Origin of the sequence: Microcoleus sp. S36b_A4, assembly GCF_036700645.1 — a bacterium.
GTDB lineage: Bacteria > Cyanobacteriota > Cyanobacteriia > Cyanobacteriales > Microcoleaceae > Microcoleus.
In genome coordinates, this window is the sequence record NZ_JAUBPI010000027.1 from 54,988 (window position 1) to 76,469 (window position 21,482).

Annotated in this window: 20 protein-coding genes and 1 pseudogene; 11 read left to right on the forward strand and 10 right to left on the reverse strand. The window is 47.5% G+C overall.

What is annotated here, in order from left to right:
- Positions 1-32: 32 nt before the first annotated feature.
- Together gpmI and QUA03_RS11295 are read right to left on the reverse strand one after the other, a co-directional pair.
- On the reverse strand, positions 33-1,631 hold the full coding sequence (gpmI, locus tag QUA03_RS11290; protein WP_333212089.1) for a 2,3-bisphosphoglycerate-independent phosphoglycerate mutase: 1,599 nt from the start codon (positions 1,629-1,631) through the stop codon (positions 33-35).
- 429 nt (positions 1,632-2,060) lie between these two features.
- Entirely contained in the window at positions 2,061-2,801 is a 741-nt protein-coding gene (locus tag QUA03_RS11295) for a retropepsin-like aspartic protease (RefSeq protein ID WP_333212091.1), read from the reverse strand.
- A gap of 154 nt (positions 2,802-2,955) precedes the next feature.
- Here QUA03_RS11295 and QUA03_RS11300 point away from each other — a divergent pair, with 154 nt between their 5' ends.
- The 4 genes from QUA03_RS11300 (at position 2,956) to QUA03_RS11315 (ending at position 6,935) form a co-directional block, all read left to right on the forward strand.
- On the forward strand, positions 2,956-4,380 hold the full coding sequence (locus QUA03_RS11300; RefSeq protein WP_333212093.1) for a hypothetical protein: 1,425 nt from the start codon (positions 2,956-2,958) through the stop codon (positions 4,378-4,380).
- Between the two features lie 183 nt (positions 4,381-4,563).
- Positions 4,564-5,316, forward strand: a complete 753-nt coding sequence (locus tag QUA03_RS11305; protein WP_333041824.1) for an MORN motif-containing protein — start codon at positions 4,564-4,566, stop codon at positions 5,314-5,316.
- A 105-nt stretch (positions 5,317-5,421) separates the two neighbouring features.
- The gene (locus tag QUA03_RS11310) at positions 5,422-6,135 is read left to right on the forward strand and encodes an MORN motif-containing protein (protein ID WP_333212119.1); all 714 of its coding nucleotides are present in this window, start codon (positions 5,422-5,424) and stop codon (positions 6,133-6,135) included.
- Between the two features lie 179 nt (positions 6,136-6,314).
- A complete protein-coding gene (locus QUA03_RS11315; protein ID WP_333212095.1) occupies positions 6,315-6,935 on the forward strand; it encodes a DUF6391 domain-containing protein in 621 nt (206 codons plus the stop codon).
- 225 nt (positions 6,936-7,160) lie between these two features.
- Here the strand turns inward: QUA03_RS11315 and QUA03_RS11320 are convergent, their stop codons facing one another.
- Positions 7,161-7,931 carry a Uma2 family endonuclease gene (locus tag QUA03_RS11320; RefSeq protein ID WP_333212097.1) on the reverse strand — a complete coding sequence of 257 codons (771 nt, stop codon included), beginning with the start codon at positions 7,929-7,931 and terminating at the stop codon, positions 7,161-7,163.
- A 195-nt stretch (positions 7,932-8,126) separates the two neighbouring features.
- On the opposite strand from QUA03_RS11320, the gene cax reads away from it, so the two are divergent.
- Positions 8,127-9,227: a calcium/proton exchanger gene (gene cax, locus QUA03_RS11325; protein WP_333212121.1), complete on the forward strand. Its 1,101-nt coding sequence runs from the start codon at positions 8,127-8,129 to the stop codon at positions 9,225-9,227.
- A 170-nt stretch (positions 9,228-9,397) separates the two neighbouring features.
- On the opposite strand, the gene QUA03_RS11330 is transcribed toward cax, so the two are convergent.
- Positions 9,398-10,042, reverse strand: coding sequence for a hypothetical protein (locus tag QUA03_RS11330; RefSeq protein ID WP_333212098.1), 645 nt, complete (start codon positions 10,040-10,042; stop codon positions 9,398-9,400).
- A gap of 202 nt (positions 10,043-10,244) precedes the next feature.
- Positions 10,245-11,909, reverse strand: coding sequence for a DUF655 domain-containing protein (locus tag QUA03_RS11335; protein ID WP_333212100.1), 1,665 nt, complete (start codon positions 11,907-11,909; stop codon positions 10,245-10,247).
- Between the two features lie 191 nt (positions 11,910-12,100).
- Here QUA03_RS11335 and QUA03_RS11340 point away from each other — a divergent pair, with 191 nt between their 5' ends.
- From QUA03_RS11340 to QUA03_RS11350, 3 genes are all read left to right on the forward strand, one after another.
- On the forward strand, positions 12,101-12,505 hold the full coding sequence (locus QUA03_RS11340) for a DUF7682 family zinc-binding protein (protein WP_333212102.1): 405 nt from the start codon (positions 12,101-12,103) through the stop codon (positions 12,503-12,505).
- Positions 12,506-12,760: 255 nt separating this feature from the next.
- On the forward strand, positions 12,761-13,951 hold the full coding sequence (locus tag QUA03_RS11345) for a cysteine desulfurase family protein (protein ID WP_333212104.1): 1,191 nt from the start codon (positions 12,761-12,763) through the stop codon (positions 13,949-13,951).
- A gap of 250 nt (positions 13,952-14,201) precedes the next feature.
- Positions 14,202-14,858 (forward strand): hypothetical protein, encoded by a 657-nt coding sequence (locus tag QUA03_RS11350; protein WP_333212106.1) that lies wholly within the window; start codon positions 14,202-14,204, stop codon positions 14,856-14,858.
- A 71-nt stretch (positions 14,859-14,929) separates the two neighbouring features.
- Here the strand turns inward: QUA03_RS11350 and thiL are convergent, their stop codons facing one another.
- The 3 genes from thiL to QUA03_RS11365 form a co-directional block, all read right to left on the reverse strand.
- Positions 14,930-16,024 carry a thiamine-phosphate kinase gene (thiL, locus tag QUA03_RS11355; protein ID WP_333212108.1) on the reverse strand — a complete coding sequence of 365 codons (1,095 nt, stop codon included), beginning with the start codon at positions 16,022-16,024 and terminating at the stop codon, positions 14,930-14,932.
- Between the two features lie 32 nt (positions 16,025-16,056).
- Positions 16,057-16,371, reverse strand: a complete 315-nt coding sequence (locus QUA03_RS11360; RefSeq protein ID WP_333212110.1) for a hypothetical protein — start codon at positions 16,369-16,371, stop codon at positions 16,057-16,059.
- A 242-nt stretch (positions 16,372-16,613) separates the two neighbouring features.
- A complete protein-coding gene (locus QUA03_RS11365; RefSeq protein ID WP_333212112.1) occupies positions 16,614-17,738 on the reverse strand; it encodes a peptidylprolyl isomerase in 1,125 nt (374 codons plus the stop codon).
- A 582-nt stretch (positions 17,739-18,320) separates the two neighbouring features.
- On the opposite strand from QUA03_RS11365, the gene efp reads away from it, so the two are divergent.
- From efp to QUA03_RS11380, 3 genes are all read left to right on the forward strand, one after another.
- On the forward strand, positions 18,321-18,878 hold the full coding sequence (gene efp / locus QUA03_RS11370; RefSeq protein ID WP_333058573.1) for an elongation factor P: 558 nt from the start codon (positions 18,321-18,323) through the stop codon (positions 18,876-18,878).
- A 192-nt stretch (positions 18,879-19,070) separates the two neighbouring features.
- Entirely contained in the window at positions 19,071-19,628 is a 558-nt protein-coding gene (accB, locus tag QUA03_RS11375; protein ID WP_333212113.1) for an acetyl-CoA carboxylase biotin carboxyl carrier protein, read from the forward strand.
- A gap of 30 nt (positions 19,629-19,658) precedes the next feature.
- On the forward strand, positions 19,659-20,051 hold the full coding sequence (locus tag QUA03_RS11380; RefSeq protein WP_006631662.1) for an ArsR/SmtB family transcription factor: 393 nt from the start codon (positions 19,659-19,661) through the stop codon (positions 20,049-20,051).
- A gap of 115 nt (positions 20,052-20,166) precedes the next feature.
- Here the strand turns inward: QUA03_RS11380 and QUA03_RS11385 are convergent, their stop codons facing one another.
- Together QUA03_RS11385 and QUA03_RS11390 are read right to left on the reverse strand one after the other, a co-directional pair.
- Positions 20,167-20,922, reverse strand: a complete 756-nt coding sequence (locus tag QUA03_RS11385; RefSeq protein WP_333212115.1) for a GerMN domain-containing protein — start codon at positions 20,920-20,922, stop codon at positions 20,167-20,169.
- Between the two features lie 425 nt (positions 20,923-21,347).
- Positions 21,348-21,482 (reverse strand): annotated as a pseudogene (locus tag QUA03_RS11390) (photosystem II q(b) protein); the annotation flags it as partial.

The window sequence follows — 21,482 nt, forward strand, 5'->3', positions numbered from 1 at the left end:
CGAAAACCTTTGTCCCTCATCCTGCGTCCCTACTAGAGTCGGACTCGCACCGGAGTGCGATTGGCACGAACTTCAAACTCAGGCGATCGTATCATAGAGCGTCCCGTCATCTCCGGGGGCTGAGGCAACCTCAACAGCTCCAGAATCGTCGGCGCAATATCCGCCAAACAACCGTCCGCCCTCAGAGGAACATCCGTTCCGTGACCCGGAATCTTCCGACCTTCACCCTCTACCAGAATAAACGGCACGGGGTTAGTAGTGTGAGCCGTCCAGGGATTTCCGTCCTCGTCAAACATCTGCTCAGCATTTCCGTGATCAGCAATAATAATTGCCGTTCCCCCAGCTTTACTAATAGCGCTCACCAGCCGCCCCAAACATTTATCCACAGTTTCGATCGCAATTATCGTCGCATCCATCATGCCCGTATGACCAACCATATCCGGGTTAGCGTAGTTAATCACCATAAACGAATAGATGCCTCTTTCCAAAGCCGTCACCACCCCATCCGTCACCATGTCCGCCGACATCTGGGGCGCCTCATCGTAAGTCCCCACCATCGGGCTCTGCACCAACTCCCGGTGTTCCCCGATAAAAGGCTCTTCCAGACCCCCATTAAAAAAATAAGTCACATGAGCGTACTTTTCAGTTTCCGCCGTCCGCAACTGCTGCAAACCGTGCTTAGAAATCACCTCGCCCAGAATATTGTTCAAATTCTGCGGTTCAAAAGCCACCATTACCGAAAGTTTCGGGTCGTACTGAGTAAAAGTCGCAAACGCCAGCGGCTCAATTAACTGCCGTTCAAACCCCTTAAAATCGGGAGATACAAAAGCCTGAGTCAATTCTCTAGCCCTGTCCGGGCGAAAATTAAAGAAAATTACCCCATCCCCGGATGCCACCGCCCCGCGCGAAATCCGAGTCGGAACTGCAAACTCGTCGGTCACTCCTTCAGCATAGGAGGCCTGCAACACATCCACAGCCGATCGACCGTCAGGAGCACCCTCAGTCGTCATCACCTCGTAAGCGCGCTGCACCCGATCCCAGCGCTTGTCCCTGTCCATCGCGTAGTAGCGGCCGCTGATGGTCGCAATCCGACCGACCCCTACCTCTGCGATATAACTTTCAATCTTGCCTAGAGCTTCGACACCCTCTTTCGGAGTTGTATCACGGCCGTCTGTAATCGCGTGAATGCAAACCTCAGAAATTCCCTGTGCCTTTGCTAATAGCAGCAAACCCTTAATATGACTGAGATGGGAATGAACCCCACCTTCAGAACAAAGACCAGTCAGGTGCAACTTACCGCCCGTGACGCGGACTTTCTCGCAAAGCTCAACCAGCGCCCGGTTGTCGAGCAAAGAACCATCTTCCACTGCATCCGAGATCCGCACCAACTCTTGAGGAACGACGCGGCCCGCGCCCAGATTCAAGTGACCAACCTCTGAGTTACCCATTTGCCCGTCTGGCAGCCCTACCGCCCGGCCCGATGTTTTAATCAGAGTTCTGGGATAAGCAGCCCAGAGACTGTCCATCACGGGTGTTTTCGCAGCGGCGATCGCATTTCCGTCTTGTTCTTCACGATAACCCCAGCCGTCTAGAATAATCAGCACTACAGGAGATACAGACGCTTGTGCCATGTGAATACCTTATTTACAATAATTAATTTCTCGATCGTCATGATTTCCGATTTTGCGGAACATCTGCCGCTAATCAGTTTACATATTTTCTAGGCTCCGGCTGAACAATGCCAACCAAAATTCCCTCAGCCACAGCATTTTGGGAACTTATTTCGACCGGCTTGGCGAATTGTTTAATTGATTGCCTTGGCTTGTACTGTGAATCGTTGTCGCAGACTGTTACCGTTCTCACCAACAGCAGCCGTGCTTTTTTGGCCGGATTTCACGGATAGTTTAACCGTCGGTGGCTCTTGAAACACTAAGAACAATACCACATTTGGTTACATTTTGCTACCGCCTCAACCAATAATTTTAAAAGCCTTGACCGGGCTGCGAATCACTTTATAGGAAACGAGTTGAGCAAAAATTCCTTGCCTACTCCGCTCACTTTCAGCGAACATAAAATTCTACAACATCTTTTTTAATTTTGACATCGTAATTGCCAAAGAAATCGTGACCGAGCAGACCTATGGGCATTTGTTTCGCGATCGCCACTTCGACATTTTGGATCACAGCACCCCCAACCCGAATCGATCGCACTAGACCGATCGGGAACTCGACAACGCTACCGTCAGCGATCCCCGCTCTGATGGTACGCACCGGCCTCACTCCCAGTGCAGTAGCCATCCGCTGAGAAATCAAAGTGCCGCTCGCCCCGGTATCGAGAATCATCTCAAAAGTCTTGTTGCCATTGAATACCACATCAATCACCGGCGTCCCGCCAGCGCGACGCTTGATTTTAGCTTGAAATACCTGTGGATTCCCCCGTGGCTTAGGGGGTTGATTTGCTGGGGGTTTAGCGCCACCATTTGATGGGTTCCAAAACTGAGAGTACAATTGGCCAGTTGTGAATCCCGATCCCGTTATAGTCCGATTCCCTACCCTTCGGGAACCCCTGCGGGGAACGGGATAGCTGCGCCGCGCGTGCTGCTGGGAACTCACGTCGGGCAGCAATGTCATCACCTGAGTTTCTGGCTGATGTGAATCAGAATGTACCTCGCCCCCCACCGATCCCAGACCAACCAAAACGCTCGCACAAACCAAGCCCGATCGCCAAATCCGCTGGAGAATCACTTTTGCCATTATCTTAAATACCTTAATTGCTTCAATATTTCCCACAACGAGCGCCATTGATATCCTAACTTGCTCCACAAAACCCAGCGGCCGAAGAGTCCGATCTGATCGTGAGGAAAACTTGGCAATTTTCAAGCGATCACATAACATCGAAACACAGATAAACTGATAAACGGCAACAGGCTGTAATTGCAGAGCCTTGTTGGATATCTTGAAATTAAGCATTTGGGGGCGATCGGCAATGCACAAACTTTTATATTTTGCGACTATAGGACTACTAGCTTTCTCGATCGGAGGATGCGGTGGCGACGAGGGTAGCAACACAGCCAGCCCCAGCCCCAGCCCCAGTGCAGCCTCTCCATCTCCGACCGCCTCTGCCAGCCCCACCCCAGCAGCTCAGGCTTTCCCGTCCCCAGTAGTAGCCGCCCAGCCTCCAGGGTTAATTCGATCGACCAACCCAGACGAACGGGCCAGACAGGCTCAAACAAATATCGGCGACAACAAGGACAGGAATCCAACGCTTCCGCTTCAGCCCGTGCCCCAAGGCCCTGTGACAGCCAATCCTTCTCAGTTAGACCCCTTTGGGCCGCTGCCGCCGATCGTATTACAAATCCCTCCAGGAGCCAACGGAGCGGGTGGGACTACCTCAGAACTCCCCAAACTGCCACAGCGACAAGTTGCCGTGCTACCCGAACTTCCCGAGTTATTGGCTCCTCCCCCACTTAACCGGCCTAATCAGACGGTTATCCCCATGTCACGCACGGATCGTCGAGGACGCACTCAGCAACTACGAGATGGATCGGGAAATTTACTTCCCGAAGGTGATGGGGCGCAAATTGACTCGCGTCCCATAGTTCCAGGGCCAACTGCTCCTCGGTTAGGTGGCGGTGCCGGTGGCAGAAATGGTTCCTTACCCGGAGGCAGCACCGGGGGACAAATTGGCTTGCCACCCATAGTTCCGGGGCTAGATGCTCCTCAGTTAGGTCGTAATCGTACATCCCCGCCTGGACTCGAACCCATTGCAGCGAGACCCATAGGAGTGCCGGATCTGCCGGAACTGCCAGTAGACAAGCGCCCCCCCCAATGGAGAGACCCCAATGCCAGGGTAAGAAGAGGTCCTGGCACTGGGCCAATAGGAGGTAGAGCCCAAGATGCGCGGAATCCGCAGCGTCGCCCTCCAGCACCCCCGCGCCCGCCCCAACCAATAGCAGCGAGACCCATAGGAGTGCCGGATCTGCCGGAACTGCCAGTAGACAAGCGCCCGCCCCAGTGGGTAGACCCAAATCCCCCGCCGCCTCCCGTGATCCCAGTAGTTCCGCCACCGCCTTCTACTGACCTCGCTACAGGCACTGAAGTCAGCGGGGTGGTAAAAGTCGGGAACGAGACGCAAGTGATTGTCAAAGTACCGAATGAACCAACCAGCCGATATGTCAAAGTCGGGCAGCGGCTGTCTAACGGGCAAGTGTTGGTGAAACGGGTCGATCTCAAGCAAGGAGCAGATCCGATCGTGATTCTGGAGGAAAACGGCGTTGAGGTAGCCAAAGGTGTGGGCGAAAAACCCGCCAGTCGCCAACCACAACCAGCCAATGCAGTTATTAGCCGTCTCCCAAATCCGAATAGCTCAACGCGACGCTGAAAATTGACAGTAAAGCAGGAAAAATGCTAAAGGCAAAAACTCTAATTTTTGCCTTTTTGCATTTAGGGCAGATCTCAAACCTGAAGGTAAAATTAGTACAGGGATTAAAAAATAGACGACTTTTCAGTGAGTATTAGCTTCTAGAAAATCCCTATTAGTAATTGAAGTTCAAGGAGATTGATCATGCTCGGTTCAATTCAAAAATTAGGGATGGTGATATTAGTTGCTTCTTCTATCGGCAGCGCTACTAATCTCTTCAATCCCCAGCCATCAATGGCTCAAGCAACACCTGATCCAAAACCCGAAGAAGAAAAACGCTCTCCCTTCTGCCAAGGCAGCCTTCCTACGGGAAGAGTGAAATGCAATTACGAGACAGGCGATAACTACGAGGGAAACTTCGTTAACGGCCTCCCCGACGGCAGCGGAGTTTACGTGTACGCTAATGGCGATCGCTACGAAGGACAATTTCGGAGGGGAGTGCCCAATGGTAGAGGGACATTCATTTTTAAAGATGATGGCCGCTACATAGGCGTGTTCCAAGACGGCACGATGAGATCTGGGACGGTGGTTTTCCCCAACGGTGAGCGCTACGTGGGAGACTTCGGAGTCGTCCAGAACCTTCAGACTAAAGTTATTAGCAGCCAACCAGCAGGGCGGGGTCAATTTTTTTATACTAATGGCGATCGCTATGAAGGACAATTCTTTGCAGGTTCCCCCTTTGGCCCAGGGGTATTAGTACGCAAAGACGGCACTCGCTGTTCTGGCAGGTTTTTTAATCAAGAACTTGATGCTAGTGTCACCTGCACTTTCCCCAACGGGACGCGCTATGAAGGAGAATTGCGAAAGGGAGTGCCTCACGGTGTCGGGACGATGATCGATGCTAGCGGTAGGCGCTTTCCGGGGGTATTTCGCAATGGCAAGCCCGGAGTTTCGTAAAGGATAAATGATTGAGGTTTTCAGCTAACTTTTGACAACAAATGGGATAAAAGACAAAGGACAGAAGAAGATAATATCTAACAGCGCATAGGAGCAAGTTGATTGATGATTTCCCGTTCTTGGACCAGTGGAATCGCTTTATTAGTTGCATCAGTGTTGGGAATTGGTAGTTACGCGACTTATCCTTTGCCCTCAATGGCGCAAGGAACAGAAGCTAGAACCGGCCGCTGCGTGCCAGCTATCGCTACAGGTAGAGTTAGGTGCGATTATGACAGCGGTGATAGCTACATCGGACAGTTCGTTAACGGTTTGCCCAGTGGCGCTGGGGTATACATATATTCCAACGGCGATCGCTATGAGGGGCAGTTCCGTCTGGGCAAACCAAATGGTCGAGGACAATTTATATTTAAGGACGACGCCCGCGTCGAGGGCATATTCCGAGATGGCAAAGTTAGTTCCGGGACCGCTATTTTTACTAATGGCGATCGCTATATAGGGTCGTTTTCTCTTGATCAAAAAGTAGGCGTGCCCACGGGACAAGGCCAATTCATTTTTGCTAATGGCGATCGCTTTGTGGGTCAATTTTTAGGAGGCAAGCCTTTAGGTACAGGAGCGTTCACCCGCGCTGACGGCAGTCGGTGTTCGGGACAGTTCTATACTCAAGAACTTGATGGCAGGGGTAACTGTTCGTTCTCCAACGGTATCCGCTATGAGGGAGAGTTACGCAAGGGATTGCCTCACGGTAAAGGCACAATTATCGATACCAGAGGCCGGCGAATTCCGGGAGTATTCCGCGACGGCCAGCGGCAAGAGCAATAAACTGGGAATAAGTGCGATCTATTAGTAAGGGCAGGTTGAGGGCTAATAATTTTTGACTTTAAAACCTGCCATTGCTAGGTTTTAAAGTCAAAACTATTGATAATTTATGACCGGCTTTTTCTCAACCGAATTGCTAATGTTAAATATCCACTTAATCGAGTTAATGGAGGCGTTTTGATATGACAACTACTGCTTCTGCTTCCGGCCGCACCGGCCAGTTTCCCTTCGACTTTGCCCCGCAGCCCACTCAAGATGCTGATTTGTTGCGACAACTCAATTTTGTGCCCGGTTTGAAGGAAGTCTTGACTTTGCGCCAAGTTCATGCTTTGGAACACGCTACTGTTTGGGTACTAAGTCAATCGTTTGGTGCGACGACAGCAAGAACCGATAATGAGTTATTGGGCGGAATGTCCACAGACCAAGGGTTTTATCTGTATGGCCACGTTAACATTGCACAGTTGCGTCAGGCAGTGCGCGAGGCTTTGCAGCGGATTGCCAGCGGAGAGTGGGATTTAGCTGTACATCCCCGCTGTGGCACGAATTTGTCGGTGGCAATGCTGCTAACGGCAGGACTTGCTGTTGGCATCAATTTAGCTCTGCCTCGCGGGCCCATTCTGCAACTTTTAGGTTTGGGTGCAGCGGCTGCTGCTGCGGCTCAGTTAGCCCCTGATGTGGGAGCTCTGGCTCAGCGGTACGTTACAACTGCTATTCCGTTTAATTTGAGTGTTGTTGATATTACTGTAAGTCACGACTTCTGGGGACGCGAAGCTCATTTTGTGCGGGTGCGTTGGGTTGAATAGTTGCACAGTATCAAGGGCGATCGATATATCTAACTCATCTGCGTTAATCTGTGTTTATCTGCCTGTATCTGCGGTCAAAAAAATAGAATTTTGCAACCGCAGATGACAAGGGATTGACGCGGATTCACGCAGATGAAAAGCATAGATATCTGAATAATTCCGATGCAGGGCGGATTTGATATAACTAATAACAATTAACTTATGACTTCTGGGTCATCCAAGCTCCTAAATGCGATCGGGATCTACTCCTAATTCTCGCAACCTCGCCGCCAATCTTTCAGCCCGTTGGCCCTGCTCATCAGCCCGTTGGTGCTCCACCGCAGCTTGCTGCTCAAGTTCCTGGAACCGAGCTTGTTCTGCTTTAATCAACCCTTCAACTAATGGCGGAGACAGTATTTCATTCACTGATAATGTCAGATTGGGAAATACTACAGATACCATTTGTTGCCCCGGCACAAAATCTGTCTGGGTATAGATATCTTCACCTTCAGGAAAGGCTAAAACTCGCACCAATTCTTTGTTAAGTGTAGGGTCAACAATTACATATTCAGGTACGTTAGCTAGTTCGTACTCAGCTCGTTTAATCACATAATCGGCGCGCCGATTTTGACTCACTACTTCTATGACTAACAGGGGCTTTTCCTCAAAATCGAGGATACCAGAACCTGGTCTAGCAGCAGCTTGTTCCAAAAGACTTTGAGTGCAAACAACTACATCAGGAATCCGAGAGGTATCTTCTTCTGTTCTTACTCCCAGACCTGTTTTTGCTACTAAGTCAAGATTGTGTTCAGCTAGGTAACGCTGCAATTTGTAAACTAAGTATTCGCAAATTTTGATATGTAAAACTGTTGCGGTTGGCATCGGAATTAATTTGCCTTTGTACAGTTCATATTGTAGATCGGAATCAGTTTGATAAAATCGGTATTCTTCAAAGGTCAAGGTGGGTGAAGTATCAATTTGCTTTGATTCAACAACTGGCACTACAGATTGAGACATATCTTTTCACCGATGTCGATATAATTCTATTATATTCAATCTGCCTCGATCTGGGTGCATTTGCGGTTAAATATTCCCAATTTATCGCTCGCACTCGCCAGCAGAATTGTCAGAGAATAGTTGAATAGTGTAAAATCAACTTTGCGATCGCCCCAACAACTCGACCTCACCCTTGCATACACCATCCGAGTTCCTATGTCAATCAAAAAGATTCTTTCCATAGCGCTGTTAATTTTCATCCCCATTTCCATCGCCGCTGAGTATTTGCACTGGGGCTCCCTCGCAGTTTTCATCACATCCGCTTTAGGCATTATACCTCTGGCGATTTGGTTGAGCACAGCAACAGAAGAAGTGGCGATCGTTACAGGCCCCTCCATAGGCGGCTTATTAAATGCAGTCTTCGGCAATGCTACGGAATTAATTATTGCAATAGTTGCCTTGAAAGCTGGCTTAATTGACATTGTGAAAGCCAGCATAACCGGTACAATTATCAGCAACTTGCTCTTAGTCATGGGATTTTCCATGCTGTTAGGAGGAATTCGCTACAAAGAACAAGAATTTAAGCCAATTATCGCGCGAGTGAACGGTTCGACAATGACTCTAGCAGTGATTGCCATCCTGCTGCCGACAATGGTAATTTACACATCCAATGGAGTCGAACCCGCAGCCATTCAGAATCTTTCCTTAATAACTGCGATCGTCCTAATTGCAGTTTACGCTCTAACTCTGCTATTTTCCTTAAAAACTCACAGCTATCTTTACGATGTGAGCTTACTAGAACTAGAGTCAGAAAATCCTCAAAATACCAAAGAGGAATCTACTGTACACAAACCGAATTTGTGGTTGTGGATAGGAGTGCTAGTTGCCTCAACTGTTGCTGTTGCTTTTGAATCAGAAATTTTCGTGGGTGTTGTCGAAGAAACTACCAAAGGATTGGGATTGACGCCACTGTTTACAGGGGTAATTCTGTTGCCGATTGTTGGCGGCGCGGCCGAGTATGTAACTGCGGTGGGAGTTGCCATGAAAAACAATATGGATTTGTCAGTTTCTGTCGCAATGGGTTCGAGTTTGCTAGTTGCTTTGCTGGTAGCGCCGGTGTTAGTAATTATCGGATTAATAATTCATCAGCCGATGGATTTAAACTTCAATCCTTTTGAAGTAGTTGCAGTTGCCATTGCCGTGACAATTGCTAATCTAATTAGTCTTGACGGGCGATCGAATTGGCTCGAAGGAGTGTTGCTTTTAGCAACATACATCGTGTTAGGAGCCGCATTTTACTTTCACCCCATTACTTGATTTCTCGTGGAACAGGCACTCCGACCTGTTCCACAAAAACTCAATTAATTTTCTTAACTGGTTCCTAGGCTCTGCCTGGTAACGAGTAATAACTTATCTTGTTTCTGGTTTGTTATTCCTCTTTGTCTTCTGGCCTGAATTAAATAAAATAATTTTTGGACAGAAAGTAGTTAAGGACAGCGACATTGTTGAACAGGAAAACACTCTTGTCTGCAACTTCTTTTTCTGCCTTTACGATCGCGACAATCAGAAGTATCCCGACATTCTACCTGATCTTGACAAATTTGCTGACGGGGAAAAGTACCTAAGTTTTGTATAGAAACTTCAGCCGTAAGCGCACCCTGTTCTATAACTTGGTCATTTTCTTTAATTTCATAGAGAAACTTATTTTCTCCCTCTAAAACCGAAAAAGTTCTTGTTTTGTGACTGTTACCCAACTTAAATCCAAAATCCTCGGAGAACTCACCTTTATTGTAACCTCGGTCTGTGTAAGGATAGGGATTAGTTTCCATGCCATCAGTCACATTTTTAATCATTACCCTTCTGTTAGGACCGGGAGGAGTCTTGCTGGAGACAAATCGAGCGCTTTGCGAATCAGGGGAGAAGACAGTACCGGCACACGGACCTACATATTCAGTGCGCTTAAATTGAATTAAATTAATATTAAAAGCGTTTTCGTTTTTGACCCTAAATTGTGCTTCGCTAGTCTGCTGGGCGCTAACTGTGAAAGCTGCTAGCGCCAAAAAAATTGCCCCCAGAAAAATAGCTAGAAATTTGATTTGTGGCCTCCCCGTAACAAATCTGGCGTGTTCCATCTCTCTCTACCTCTCAGTTGAATAAATAGCATTTTGTTTAGAAGTTATTTTAACTTGAGAGCTGATGTGTTGTCAAAGTAGATCCAATAGGTTTCTAGTGAGGACTTGAGTCTTTGATCCTGAGTTGCGAAAGGGAAAACTGAACTCCTGAGTGCGTGCGAACTTTGTGGAGTCAGGAATGAAGTCCTGAGTACGAACTTAACTACCAAGTTACTCGATCGCGCCATCTCTCTAAAAGCTTGTCCCCAATGCCCTGAACCCGCGCCACGTCGTCCAAAGAGGTGAAAGGTTGCTGTTTGCGCGCTGCAATAATTCTCTCGGCTAACTTCGGGCCAACCCCAGGCAAAGTTTCTAATTCTTCCTGAGTCGCGGCATTCAAATTAACTAACTTTTTTCCCGCAGCAATTTGAGGTTTAGCTGTCGCCGATTTTGATGCTGCTTGTAGTGAATCGCACTCTTTTTTCTTAGCGTCAATTCTCTGTTTGATTCGGGCGGGAATTCCCAAGGTTGCACCTTTGTAAAGCCGATCGAACTCCCGCTCAAAATGGGCTGCAACTACGGGACTCTCGATCGCCAGCAGCGTCTCGTCATTCCCGTGATTTGCAGCCTCACTCCAGTTGTGAGAACCTGTAAGCACCGTTTTGCCGTCCACAACGCCGAATTTGTGGTGCAGGCGATCGCCCATTGGTAACAGCGGGACTCCCACAGTAGTCAGTGGCTTTCTCCAAGGGCGATTGTCAGTTTCTAACCCGCAATCTTGCATCAAAGTCGCCCCCATCATATCCAACCCTTCACTGTAAGAGCGATAAATAAAATTAGAGTCAATTAAAGCTCGCACCGCAACTCCCCGGCTAGCTTCAATTTCCAAAGTATTTGACAACCGCTGAGCCGAAAATACAAACAATGCCAAATCGACCGACTTTTTCGCACTACCCAAAGTTCGATTTATCAAACTGTTAACGCTTTTTTCCCAAGGCAAAGTCTGGGAAGTCGGCGAAAATTGCACCGCAATTGTCGAATTCCCTACTCTTACTTTTTGCACTTGACGAAACGGCTTTTTGATGCCAAACTTGCTGTCCGGTTTTCCTCCGGGCCCGTCGCCCCACATGAGGTTAAATTCTTGAGTAAATAGTTGCGCTATTTGAACATTTTCAATTCTCACCAAATTGTTCGCATTGCCGCGACTTGCTGGTGTCTTGAAATCGCCATGTATATCACTTGTGGTAAAATTAGCAGAAGTGACGATTACGGTTTTGCCATCAATTACCACAAATTTGTGGTGCATCAAACCGCTGCCTTTGCTGCCGTCAGCAGTGTCATCAATTACAGGAATACCCGCATCCTTGACAATTACCAAAGCATCATTTTGCTTGATTTCATCGGCAGTCAATTTACCGTCTTTATTGCGATCGGCAAGTTGGACAAATTCGCTATAACGATCGCGCTCTCTTTCCGGTAATTTCGCTAACTCCTGACCTCTAAAATCGCTCCAAGGGCGACTATACATATGTTCAACAATTAATCTCACTTTAATTCCCGATCGCTGTCGATCGGCCAAAACCCTCGCAATACTGGGCAAGCGAAACTCCTGAACCGCTACATCTACCGTCGATCTAGCACTGGCGATCGCCACAGCGACCAATTTTTCCAAATCATCTCCAGGTCTAGTTTGCTGGCGGTAAGGCTCTGTATAACTCGAAGCGATCGACTGATTGAAGTATACTTGCAACAAGGGGTCTTGAGGCAATGGAGCCAGACTGAGAGGTAAATTCTGCACGTCTTGCTTTGTTTGTCCGCAGCCCGCCAGATTGATCGCCACCAGCCCAGCACAACACAAACCGAGTAAATGATAATAAAATACAGTCACAAAATTTTAAACAAAATAGAGGTTATTAGCCGAACCAAAGTTCAAAGTTATTGGATCAAGTAAAGTTACAACTTATTAAATTTATGCAAGGGAACAGATTTTACGTCTTGTAGAACTGCCTCGATGCCGGAAGCATCACTGGTAGGGTAGCAGCATTCAGGGGCGTGGGTCAAACCCTATACCGCTGCTTTATGGCTAAAAGAAAAACAATTTTTCCGTGCGGTCACAAAGGATATGGTAAAGCGTGCCATCGCTGCACGCAAGAGTTGGTGGCGCAGCAGCATTACGTTGAAGTGCTGGCAGAAAAACAAACCAAAAAACAAGAGAGGGAAGCATCATTTGCTAGAGATATCATCGATCTCAGAGGCCTGCCCGACCACGTAGTTACTAAAGCCCGGTCAATTATAGCAGCTTTGGGCGACAATAAGAATTACAGAGATTTCGGCGGCAAACGCCTGCGTCACAACCGTTTAATAATCAGTATTCCTGTAACTCGCAACTACAGAATGCTGTGTGAAGATTGCGGCACTTTCTTAATTCCCCAAAAAGTATTGTCCCACGAAGACTACAACGTCTGCAAACCAGGAAGTCATTAGTCAGTTGACAGTTGGCAGTTGACAGTTGACAGCTTGCAAGAGAGAAGGGTTGGGAGTTGAGAGTTGACTGTTGGGAGTTAGGATTTGACAGTTGTGAGTTGGCTTGGCCGTTATTAGTTGGCAATTGGCGGTTGCGATCAGTCATAATTTAACAATCATGAGTCATGAGTCAATAATCATTTATGCCTTTAGGATAAGTGCCTTATTCATTAGGTAGTCAATCATTCATTATTAGTTCGTCATTTAATTAAAGCCATGCAAATTTATCTCGACTATAGTGCTACAACGCCGACACGCCCAGAAGCGATTCAAGCCATGCAAAAAGCTCTCACTCAGCAGTGGGGAAATCCTTCCAGCTTGCACGAGTGGGGACAAAGGGCTGCGACAGCTTTAGAATTAGCAAGAATGCAGGTTGCTAGCTTGATTAACGCGCTACCGGAATCGATAATTTTTACGAGTGGTGGCACTGAAGCGGACAATTTGGCAATTATGGGAATTGCCCGTCTTTATACAAAGCCGCAGCATATTATTATCTCCAGCGTAGAGCATTCCGCAGTAGCAGAACCGGCGCGACAACTCGAACATTTGGGATGGGAAGTGACGCGCCTACCGGTGGATAAATTTGGGCGAATTCACCCTTTGGATTTGCAAGAGTCGCTGCGATCGAATACAGTGTTAATTTCAATCATTTACGGACAAAGCGAAGTTGGCACGCTGCAACCAATTGAGGCATTAGGACAAATTGCGCGCGATCGCAATATCATGTTTCATACCGACGCAGTTCAAGTTGCCGGCAAGCTGCAAGTTGACGTACAGAAACTGCCCGTAGACTTGCTTTCTCTTTCGAGTCACAAACTTTACGGGCCACAAGGTTCCGGGGCGCTTTACGTGCGTCCGGGAGTTGAATTAGTGCCAATGTTAAGCGGTGGTGGCCAAGAATTGAAAATGCGTTCCGGGACACAAGCGCTGCCGGCAATCGTCGGTTTTGGGGTGGCGGCGGAGTTAGCATTGCAGGAAATAGATGTGGAAACACCGAGGTTAATTGGATTGCGCGATCAACTTTTTGACCGATTATCCCACATACCCAGTTTAGTACCAACTGGCGATCGATATTGTCGGCTGCCGCACCACGTCAGTTTTTGCATAATCTCCCCTTCCTCCCGCCCTTACCAGCAGAGAGATACAGGGCGAATCACAGGCAAAACTCTAGTGCGGCAGCTAAATTTAGCAGGAATTGGCATTAGTTCCGGTTCTGCTTGTAGCAGCGGCAAACTAACTCCCAGTCCGATATTATTAGCAATGGGATATGACGAAATCGGCGCAGTGGGTGGAATTCGCTTGACTCTAGGACGAGAAACCACAGAAGCTGATATCGATTGGACAGTAATTGCGATCGAGCAAATTGTGGATAGATTAATGCCAAAGGTAGCATTATCTAGGCGTTAGCAGGAAGAAAAGTCTGCGGTTACAATTCCCAAGAAACCGGGTCTTTTCCCATCTCATCCCAATCTAACGAAGTATTCCCATAAAAACCCGGTTTCGACGCATCCACCTCTCCCAGACTAAACGAAATTCATCTGCGTCCATCAGCGTACATCCGCCGACATCTGCGGTTAAAATTCCCAAGTGAAGTAACTCAGAAAACCCACCCCAAGCATGATAAAATAAATCCCGGTGTTATTCACAACTCCCCACCATGGACGAAAACCGCGCCCAAGCCTATCTGCAATTAATTCACACCCTGCTGAATGCCCCCAACGGAGACGAAGCGCAAATATTACAGGATAACTCAGAATTACTCGATCGCGGATTTCTGGAAACGTGCGAGTTAGTAGCATCAACCTTGGCAGAACAAGGAGGGGAAAATGGCGCTAAATTCCTCCGACATCTAGCTAGTTACCTAGCGCCGCTCATAGATATGAACGATGACGTAGATAGCAATAACTCTGCCAGTGAAAATTTCCAAGAGTATGCAAATTTTTTCCTAGAATTATTGCAAGCCGAACAAGATAGCAACGGGGATATAGCAGTAATTTACCCTATGCTGGAAGGGCGACAACATCTCCTTAATGCTACTTTTGCCGAGACTTTACAGCAAGTGGCGCCGAAGTTAATTGCCGGCGAAAACTCAGAAACAATTAGCTCAATTATCGGTCTTCTTGAAAATTTGAGTATTCATATTAGTGACTTTCCCAGTGGGAATAGAGCGAATAATATTGAAATTGCCATTACTGGTTATCAAATGGTTTTAAATAATCGCGAACCTGGTAGTGAAAAATGGACGCAAACCCAAAATAATCTAGCTACTGCCTACAATAACAGAATCAACGGTTCGCTGGCCCAAAATCTGTAAGGGGTAAAAACCAGGCGGTTGAAACCGCGTCTACACAAACCAAGTCAGCCTATGCGGACAAGCGAGATAATTCAGAAGTGTTGGAATCCCCGATCAAGCTTTAATATAGCATCAGAATAAATACCGCTGCTATCAGTCAACCAGATATCGGTGCTATCCGTAGCGATTCCCACTATCGCGGCTCGGTTTCCTATTTTTTCTACCAATAACTGAGCGCTGGTTATTGGCAAAAACAGCACTAACTCGAAGTCTTCGCCGCCGTATAATGCCCAATCTAAAGCTTTTTGGGTTGATACAATTTCGCTGAAAATATCGGGAATTGGTATTTTTGTACGATCGACTTTTCCGCCAACACCGCTAGCCCGACAAATTTGAATAATCGCATCTGCTAAACCGTCGCTGCTGTCCATTCCGGCGATTGCAATTGGGGATTGAGTCCCCCCCGGCCCCCCCTTGCTAAGGGGGGGAGAATGGAAATCTTGCTTCCCCCCCTTGCTAAGGGGGGGACTGAGGGGGGGTTCCATCGCGCCTTCGGAAGCTAATATTTCCCAAACAACCGGCAACACATCCAGCCTCGGTTTAGGGCGCTGGTGAGCGACAATTAAAAAAGTTCGATCTGCTTCTGTAAGATTTTGCCCGAATTCTGGATTTAACAGCAATTCTAATCCCGCGCGGGAGGCTCCGTGAACCCCAGTAGCGACAATCGCCCAGCCCGATCGCGCATTTGACCGACTAATGGTACGATCGCACTCAACTTGTCCAAAAGCCGTAATCGCCACAGTCACAACCGGCGATCGCACAACATCCCCACCGACGATCGGCGTATGATATTCTTGCAAGCAAGCCGTCATTCCCCGATAAAACTCTTCAACCCACTCCACAGCCGTATCCGCCGCCACAGCGAGGGCTACAGTCACCGCCAGAGGTGTTGCTCCCATCGCAGCCAGATCCGACAAATTTGCCGCTGCGGCGCGCCATCCGGCGTAATAAGGCCCCGTAGTGCGATCGCTAAAATGCACTCCATCCACCAACATATCTGTAGTGATAGCCAGAGATTGGTTGGGATTTGTAGCCATGACAGCGCAATCATCACCCACTATCTCTGCGGGGCAGAATTTTTGCAATATCCTTAAAAGGCCTTGTTCACCGATATCTTTAACTTGCATAAATTTGAATTAGTCGATCGCGCTTTCTCACTTCACCATTCCTTACCCGAACTCGGTGGTAAGCGCAACCTAGGAAACCTATAAAAAGTATCTCCTTCATCATCTACCTCTAAAACCGCCGAAAAAATCTTAACTTGCCGAGTTAAATACTGCTGAGCAACTTCAGCCTCAACCCTAGCATTAGCCGCCAGTTGAATCAGCGAAATTTGACTGTTTTGAGTTTCCAACAACTGATAAAAAGCCTCATCTAACCGCTGCTTTTGCTTGTTTTCATTCACATTTTTTACAATTAACAACCCGGCGAATCCGCCCAAACCCATTACCAATAAAAATTGTAAAATAGCCATATTCTCGATTGAATTCCTATTTTCAATAACGAAACTATAAAAATTATCTCTTCTTCCAGCCTGATTCCGGCGGGCTTTGTCTGTGTAAAACTGATTTCAATCGCCGTCATCTGTATTTAGAAAAGATTTCAATGCCTGTCACTATTGATTTTTTCAGCCCGCGCAGGCGGGCTTTGTTTCTGTAAAAGCGATTTCAATCGCCGTCACTTTGGTGTAGAAGCGATTTCAATCGCCGTCATTAATTAAACTTGAGGTCGCACCAAATTTTCGATTCCTTTAACTACCTTAGCAGAAACAATCTTGTCTCCCTGCTTCAGTTGCTCCAAAACTTCTTTTCCTTCAATCATGTAACCAAAAACAGCATAGCGGCCGTCCAACAGATTCAGGCCAGCGGGCGTGAGTTCAGGTTCAAATAAGAAAAAGAAAAACTGAGAAGAAGCGCTATCAGGGTCAGTTTCTGTACGGGCCATAGCCACAGTACCGAAAGCAGAAAAAGGCAAAACAGGTTCGTCGCGATAACGCCCCGCATCTTCTAGAGTAATCCCGTAAATAGGTTCTTTTTCCTCCCTGACGAGCACTTCTAGCGGTATATTCCGGTATTTGCCAGTAGTTGGGTCAATAAAACCCTCTTCCCTGCCTTCGGGGTCTCCCGTTTGCAAAACGTAGGATTCTTCCGATCGAATAAACGGCAAACCGTCATAAAAACCTCGATCAACTAAATCCACAAAATTACCAGCCGTAACCGGGGCGCTGTAGCCGTCAACCACAACAGTAATTTCCCCTTTTTCAGTTTGTACAGCCACAGTAGCGCGCCCTTTCAGTTGAGGCAGATTAGCATACTTGGCCGGCACTTCAAACGGAAACTTTGTCACCATCAATTCTTCGATTTCGCCTACCGAACCTAAGATTGTGGCTTTCAAGTCAATCACTTTGTCCCTGTCTTTAGCCTCAACAGCCTTTTCCAGTTGAGCAACTTTCTCCTTGACTCCTGCAACTAGCGCCTCCGCTTCCGGCTTTTTGGCGTCGGGAATACTCTCTAAAAGGTCAGATTCCCGAAGGTTGAGAATTCTGGAAGCTTTACTGACATCGCTGCTAATAGGCCCCCAACGTTTAGACCGTATATGGTTGCCAATGTCTTCGAGACTGACTTGCAACTCCCGTACAGTCTGATTGTCAATAGGTAAAGCGAAGCGCAGCAGCGCCCGGCCGTCCGTAATCGCATTCCCCGCAGGCATACTGCTGCTGGGCCGTTTGGCATGGGAGACTGCACTGAAACTCAGGGAGAGAGTGAACAGCAAGAGCGCTAAAGCGACGGTTTTGACCCAGCGCTTGCACGTATCGATCGAGAAATTAGGCCAATGCAACATAACTTTAACTTTTATTGCCTCTCTTATCTTCCCACAGCGCTGCCCGCCCTCTAAGCTGCTACCTATCTAAAGTGTCTGTTGGTTTGGCTGGGGAGGGAGTTGCCAACTAACAACAGTCAATCGATTTTAGATTTTAGATTTTAGATTTTAGATTGACCCCACGGATAAATTCGGGGGCTTGTTGATCGGATACAGGTTTTTTATTTCTGGGTCCTGAGTCTGCTTTCGGAATGAATCACGTGGCGGGTATCCTGGATGCTTGATTGTCAACTGACAACAGCCCACTGCCCACTGCCCACGGCCACTAACATTTCAGTAAAGCACTTGCTCCCTTTGAACGGTAAAATAAAATGCCAATTGCTTTTTGATGCCGTCAGCTAGACTGCGGCTTTAACCTGACCCGCTCAAAAACGGATACAATCCCCAGACTCCTGTCGTGGAGAGATCAAAATTTTAGACCAAGGTTCAATCTCCCAAATTCATCTGTGGAGTAAATCTCAAATCTAAAATCTCAAATCTAAAATCGACTGACTTTAGTTCCCCCGTGCCGGCAAGGCGACGGGATTGCCCGCAAAAATTTATATGATCTCCAGTAACGACTTTCGACCAGGTGTTTCAATTGAATGGAATAACGGCGTGTGGCGGGTTATCGAATTCCTCCACGTCAAGCCAGGAAAAGGCTCGGCTTTCGTGCGGACAAAATTAAAAAACGTCCAAACCGGAAACGTAGTAGAACAAACCTTCCGGGCGGGCGAGACTATGCCTCAAGCCAACCTGGAAAAGAGTGTGATGCAGCATACCTATAAAGAGGGCGACGAGTTCGTCTTTATGGATATGGAAACTTACGAGGAAAGTCGCCTCAATGCTAAGCAAATAGGCGATCGAGTCAAGTACCTCAGTGAAGGGATGGAAGTCAGCATCCTGCGCTGGAACGACCAAATCATGGAAGTGGAACTGCCCAACTCTGTTGTCTTGGAAGTGCTGCAAACCGATCCCGGAGTCAAAGGAGATACTGCCACCGGTGGCAGCAAACCCGCGATCGTCTCCACCGGAGCTCAGGTTATGGTGCCTCTATTTATTTCCATTGGAGAACGGATTCGGATTGATACTCGTGAAGACAAGTACCTCGGCCGAGAATAGAAACGAGGGAATAAAAGGGAGTTTTTAGTTTTTAGTTCTGAGTTATGAGTTAAAGAATTCCAAATTCAATACTCATCGCTCACAGCTTAAAAACTATCCCTTTTTCCTCCAAAGTCGTTGATGCTCCTAGCTTCGCCTGATTCTGAATTTTCAATTTTCAATTTTCAATTCTCAATTACCCTTGAATCTGCTGTGCAACTAGACTTAAACCAGCTTTGTGACCTGCTAACTGTATTAGACAAAACTGGCATTTCGGAACTCACCTTAAAAAGTGGGGATATCGAACTGACAGTACGCAAAGGCATTCTGGCAAGTTCACCAGGCACCTCTGCTGCGCTCCCTGCTGCTGTGGCGAGTGTCGCTCCGAGCCTGTTGGGCGCTGTTGCTAGCCCCACCTTAGCGTCACCTCCTGCTGTTGACCAAAATTTAGCAGCGGATCTGGCTGCCCCTGTACTCGTCCCCCCTGTCGCCGCACCTACTGCCGTACCTGCTTCTGTCGATACGAAATGGGTGCCAATTATCTCGCCAATGGTAGGAACCTTTTATCGCGCTGCTGCTCCTGACGAGCCACCTTTTGTCAATGTGGGCGATCGCATCAAGGTCGGCCAGACAGTCTGTATTATCGAAGCGATGAAGTTGATGAACGAGATCGATGCTGATGAAGTGTCCGGTCAAGTGATGGAAATTTTAGTTCAAAATGGCGAACCTGTCGAATACGGTCAAGTGTTGATGCGAATTAATCCGGATTGAAGGATTACTTTATTGTTATGGACAGAATAAATGCTAATATTTCCCGATCACTTCTCTCCGGTGAGTTTGATGAAGTCATCCCAGCCTGTCCCGCAAGAGGTTGTGCAACAAGTTGCTGAGTATTTCAGTATTTTGAGCGAACCCATGCGTTTACGAATTTTGAACTTGCTTCGCGACGGCGAAAAATGCGTGCAAGAATTGGTGGAAGCTACTCAAACGAGTCAAGCCAATGTTTCTAAGCACCTAAAACTCATGCTCCAAGCTGGTATCCTCACTCGCCGGAGTGAAGGGACTTCAGCTTATTATAAGGTGCAAGACGAGTTAATTTTTGAGCTGTGTAATATGGTGTGCGATCGGCTTGCCAGCCGGATCGAACAGCAAGCCCTACACTTTCGGGCATTTAGCCTAACTACAAAGCACTGAAAATTAGTTGCCAGTCCTCAATCCTCAACCCTCAGTCATGAGTCATCAGTTATCAATTCCTATTCTCGGCCTTCAGACCGATGACTAATCACTTGTAACTAATGACTCATAATTACTAAAGGGGAAAATTTTTGTCAAAACTTTGGCGTGTACTCGGCTGAGCCACCTCCAAACCTTCGCCACCCAAAAGTTCTAAAGGCTTGCCTTCCACCGAAATCCAAACCTTGGTATTCGGTTGTAAACTCGTAGCCGTATAGATAACTTGCCCTAACCGGCCAGTCATCGAATTGCTCCCTCCCCCCGAAGTAAATTCGGCCGACAAATCGACATAAACTCCGTCATTTTTGACACTCAAACCCCTGAGTTTTGTCCCATTAGGAATTTCGCTAGAAACAGTTCCATCCTTCGGCCCAGCCAACAAACTGTTAAAAGCAGCTTGTAAAGCTGCATCAGGCTTGTCAGCTTGTTTGACAGCTACTTTCGTAGGAACTCCCTCAAATTTGCCGCTGGCATCTTTAACCCAGTAGACTTGCACTGTCTGGACATCAGTCTGCGGCAAAGGCTTTGGCTGCGGCGATTTTGGGATCAGAGCGTTAGGCGTCTGAACCTGCGGCGTCTGAACCTGTGGCGTCTGAACCTGTGGCACTTGTACAGGATTTGGAGGGGGTACGGGGATAACTACAGCAGGAGATTCCGCTGGACTTGGGGACAGCGCCGGAGCGGTAGTTTGAGCAGAAGACGGCGTATCTGCGGGGGTTGGCGAACGGTTCGCAGTCCACCAGGCAATGCCCCCTCCCGTCAGTAAAGCCAACCCGCAAACACCGGCAATGACGGCTGTGGAGACGCGGCGTACTTCTTGTCCATCTTTCATAATACAAATCCTCTTTAGAAATAGAGCGCTTGGGACGGTGAGGAGCGACTCCCGATCAGCTACATTTGTCTATGGTTAGATTCTGGAATTGACACAATTGCATTGCTGCTAGCGAACACTTTATAGCAAGCCCAACATATTCTGAATCCGACTATTGGAATCCTAGACCATAATATAAGATTTCGCCCGTGGAGTATGTCACAGTATCTCGATCGGCCTAGTGGCTATATTCTATAGTAATCATAAAAAATTAAAGAATAAAGGAATAAAAAATAAGTAAAAAGCAAGAAGGAAGGCAACGGAGGTAAGGGGGGTAACGGATTTAAGGGATTTAACGGATTGAAGCAGGTCTCTAAAAAATATTTTCCCCAAACAAAAAGCGCCCCTATTACTAGGAGCGCTTTTTGTCAATCGATAGCTAAAACTTAACCATTGATAGAAGGAGCAACCATTGCTACTGGGGTGACTTCACTAGCAGCCAAATCAAGCGGGAAGTTGTGAGCATTGCGCTCGTGCATTACTTCCATACCCAAGTTAGCGCGGTTGATCACATCAGCCCA

Excerpts from the sequence above, each read along its gene's own strand:
- gpmI (WP_333212089.1), bottom strand. The coding sequence starts at position 1,631 with ATGGCACAAGCGTCTGTATCTCCTGTAGTGCTGATTATTCTAGACGGC.
- QUA03_RS11295 (WP_333212091.1), bottom strand. The coding sequence starts at position 2,801 with ATGGCGCTCGTTGTGGGAAATATTGAAGCAATTAAGGTATTTAAGATA.
- QUA03_RS11305 (WP_333041824.1), top strand. The coding sequence starts at position 4,564 with ATGCTCGGTTCAATTCAAAAATTAGGGATGGTGATATTAGTTGCTTCT.
- QUA03_RS11310 (WP_333212119.1), top strand. The coding sequence starts at position 5,422 with ATGATTTCCCGTTCTTGGACCAGTGGAATCGCTTTATTAGTTGCATCA.
- QUA03_RS11315 (WP_333212095.1), top strand. The coding sequence starts at position 6,315 with ATGACAACTACTGCTTCTGCTTCCGGCCGCACCGGCCAGTTTCCCTTC.
- QUA03_RS11320 (WP_333212097.1), bottom strand. The coding sequence starts at position 7,931 with ATGTCTCAATCTGTAGTGCCAGTTGTTGAATCAAAGCAAATTGATACT.
- cax (WP_333212121.1), top strand. The coding sequence starts at position 8,127 with ATGTCAATCAAAAAGATTCTTTCCATAGCGCTGTTAATTTTCATCCCC.
- QUA03_RS11330 (WP_333212098.1), bottom strand. The coding sequence starts at position 10,042 with ATGGAACACGCCAGATTTGTTACGGGGAGGCCACAAATCAAATTTCTA.
- QUA03_RS11340 (WP_333212102.1), top strand. The coding sequence starts at position 12,101 with ATGGCTAAAAGAAAAACAATTTTTCCGTGCGGTCACAAAGGATATGGT.
- QUA03_RS11345 (WP_333212104.1), top strand. The coding sequence starts at position 12,761 with ATGCAAATTTATCTCGACTATAGTGCTACAACGCCGACACGCCCAGAA.
- QUA03_RS11350 (WP_333212106.1), top strand. The coding sequence starts at position 14,202 with ATGGACGAAAACCGCGCCCAAGCCTATCTGCAATTAATTCACACCCTG.
- thiL (WP_333212108.1), bottom strand. The coding sequence starts at position 16,024 with ATGCAAGTTAAAGATATCGGTGAACAAGGCCTTTTAAGGATATTGCAA.
- QUA03_RS11360 (WP_333212110.1), bottom strand. The coding sequence starts at position 16,371 with ATGGCTATTTTACAATTTTTATTGGTAATGGGTTTGGGCGGATTCGCC.
- QUA03_RS11365 (WP_333212112.1), bottom strand. The coding sequence starts at position 17,738 with ATGTTGCATTGGCCTAATTTCTCGATCGATACGTGCAAGCGCTGGGTC.
- efp (WP_333058573.1), top strand. The coding sequence starts at position 18,321 with ATGATCTCCAGTAACGACTTTCGACCAGGTGTTTCAATTGAATGGAAT.
- QUA03_RS11380 (WP_006631662.1), top strand. The coding sequence starts at position 19,659 with ATGCTAATATTTCCCGATCACTTCTCTCCGGTGAGTTTGATGAAGTCA.
- QUA03_RS11385 (WP_333212115.1), bottom strand. The coding sequence starts at position 20,922 with ATGAAAGATGGACAAGAAGTACGCCGCGTCTCCACAGCCGTCATTGCC.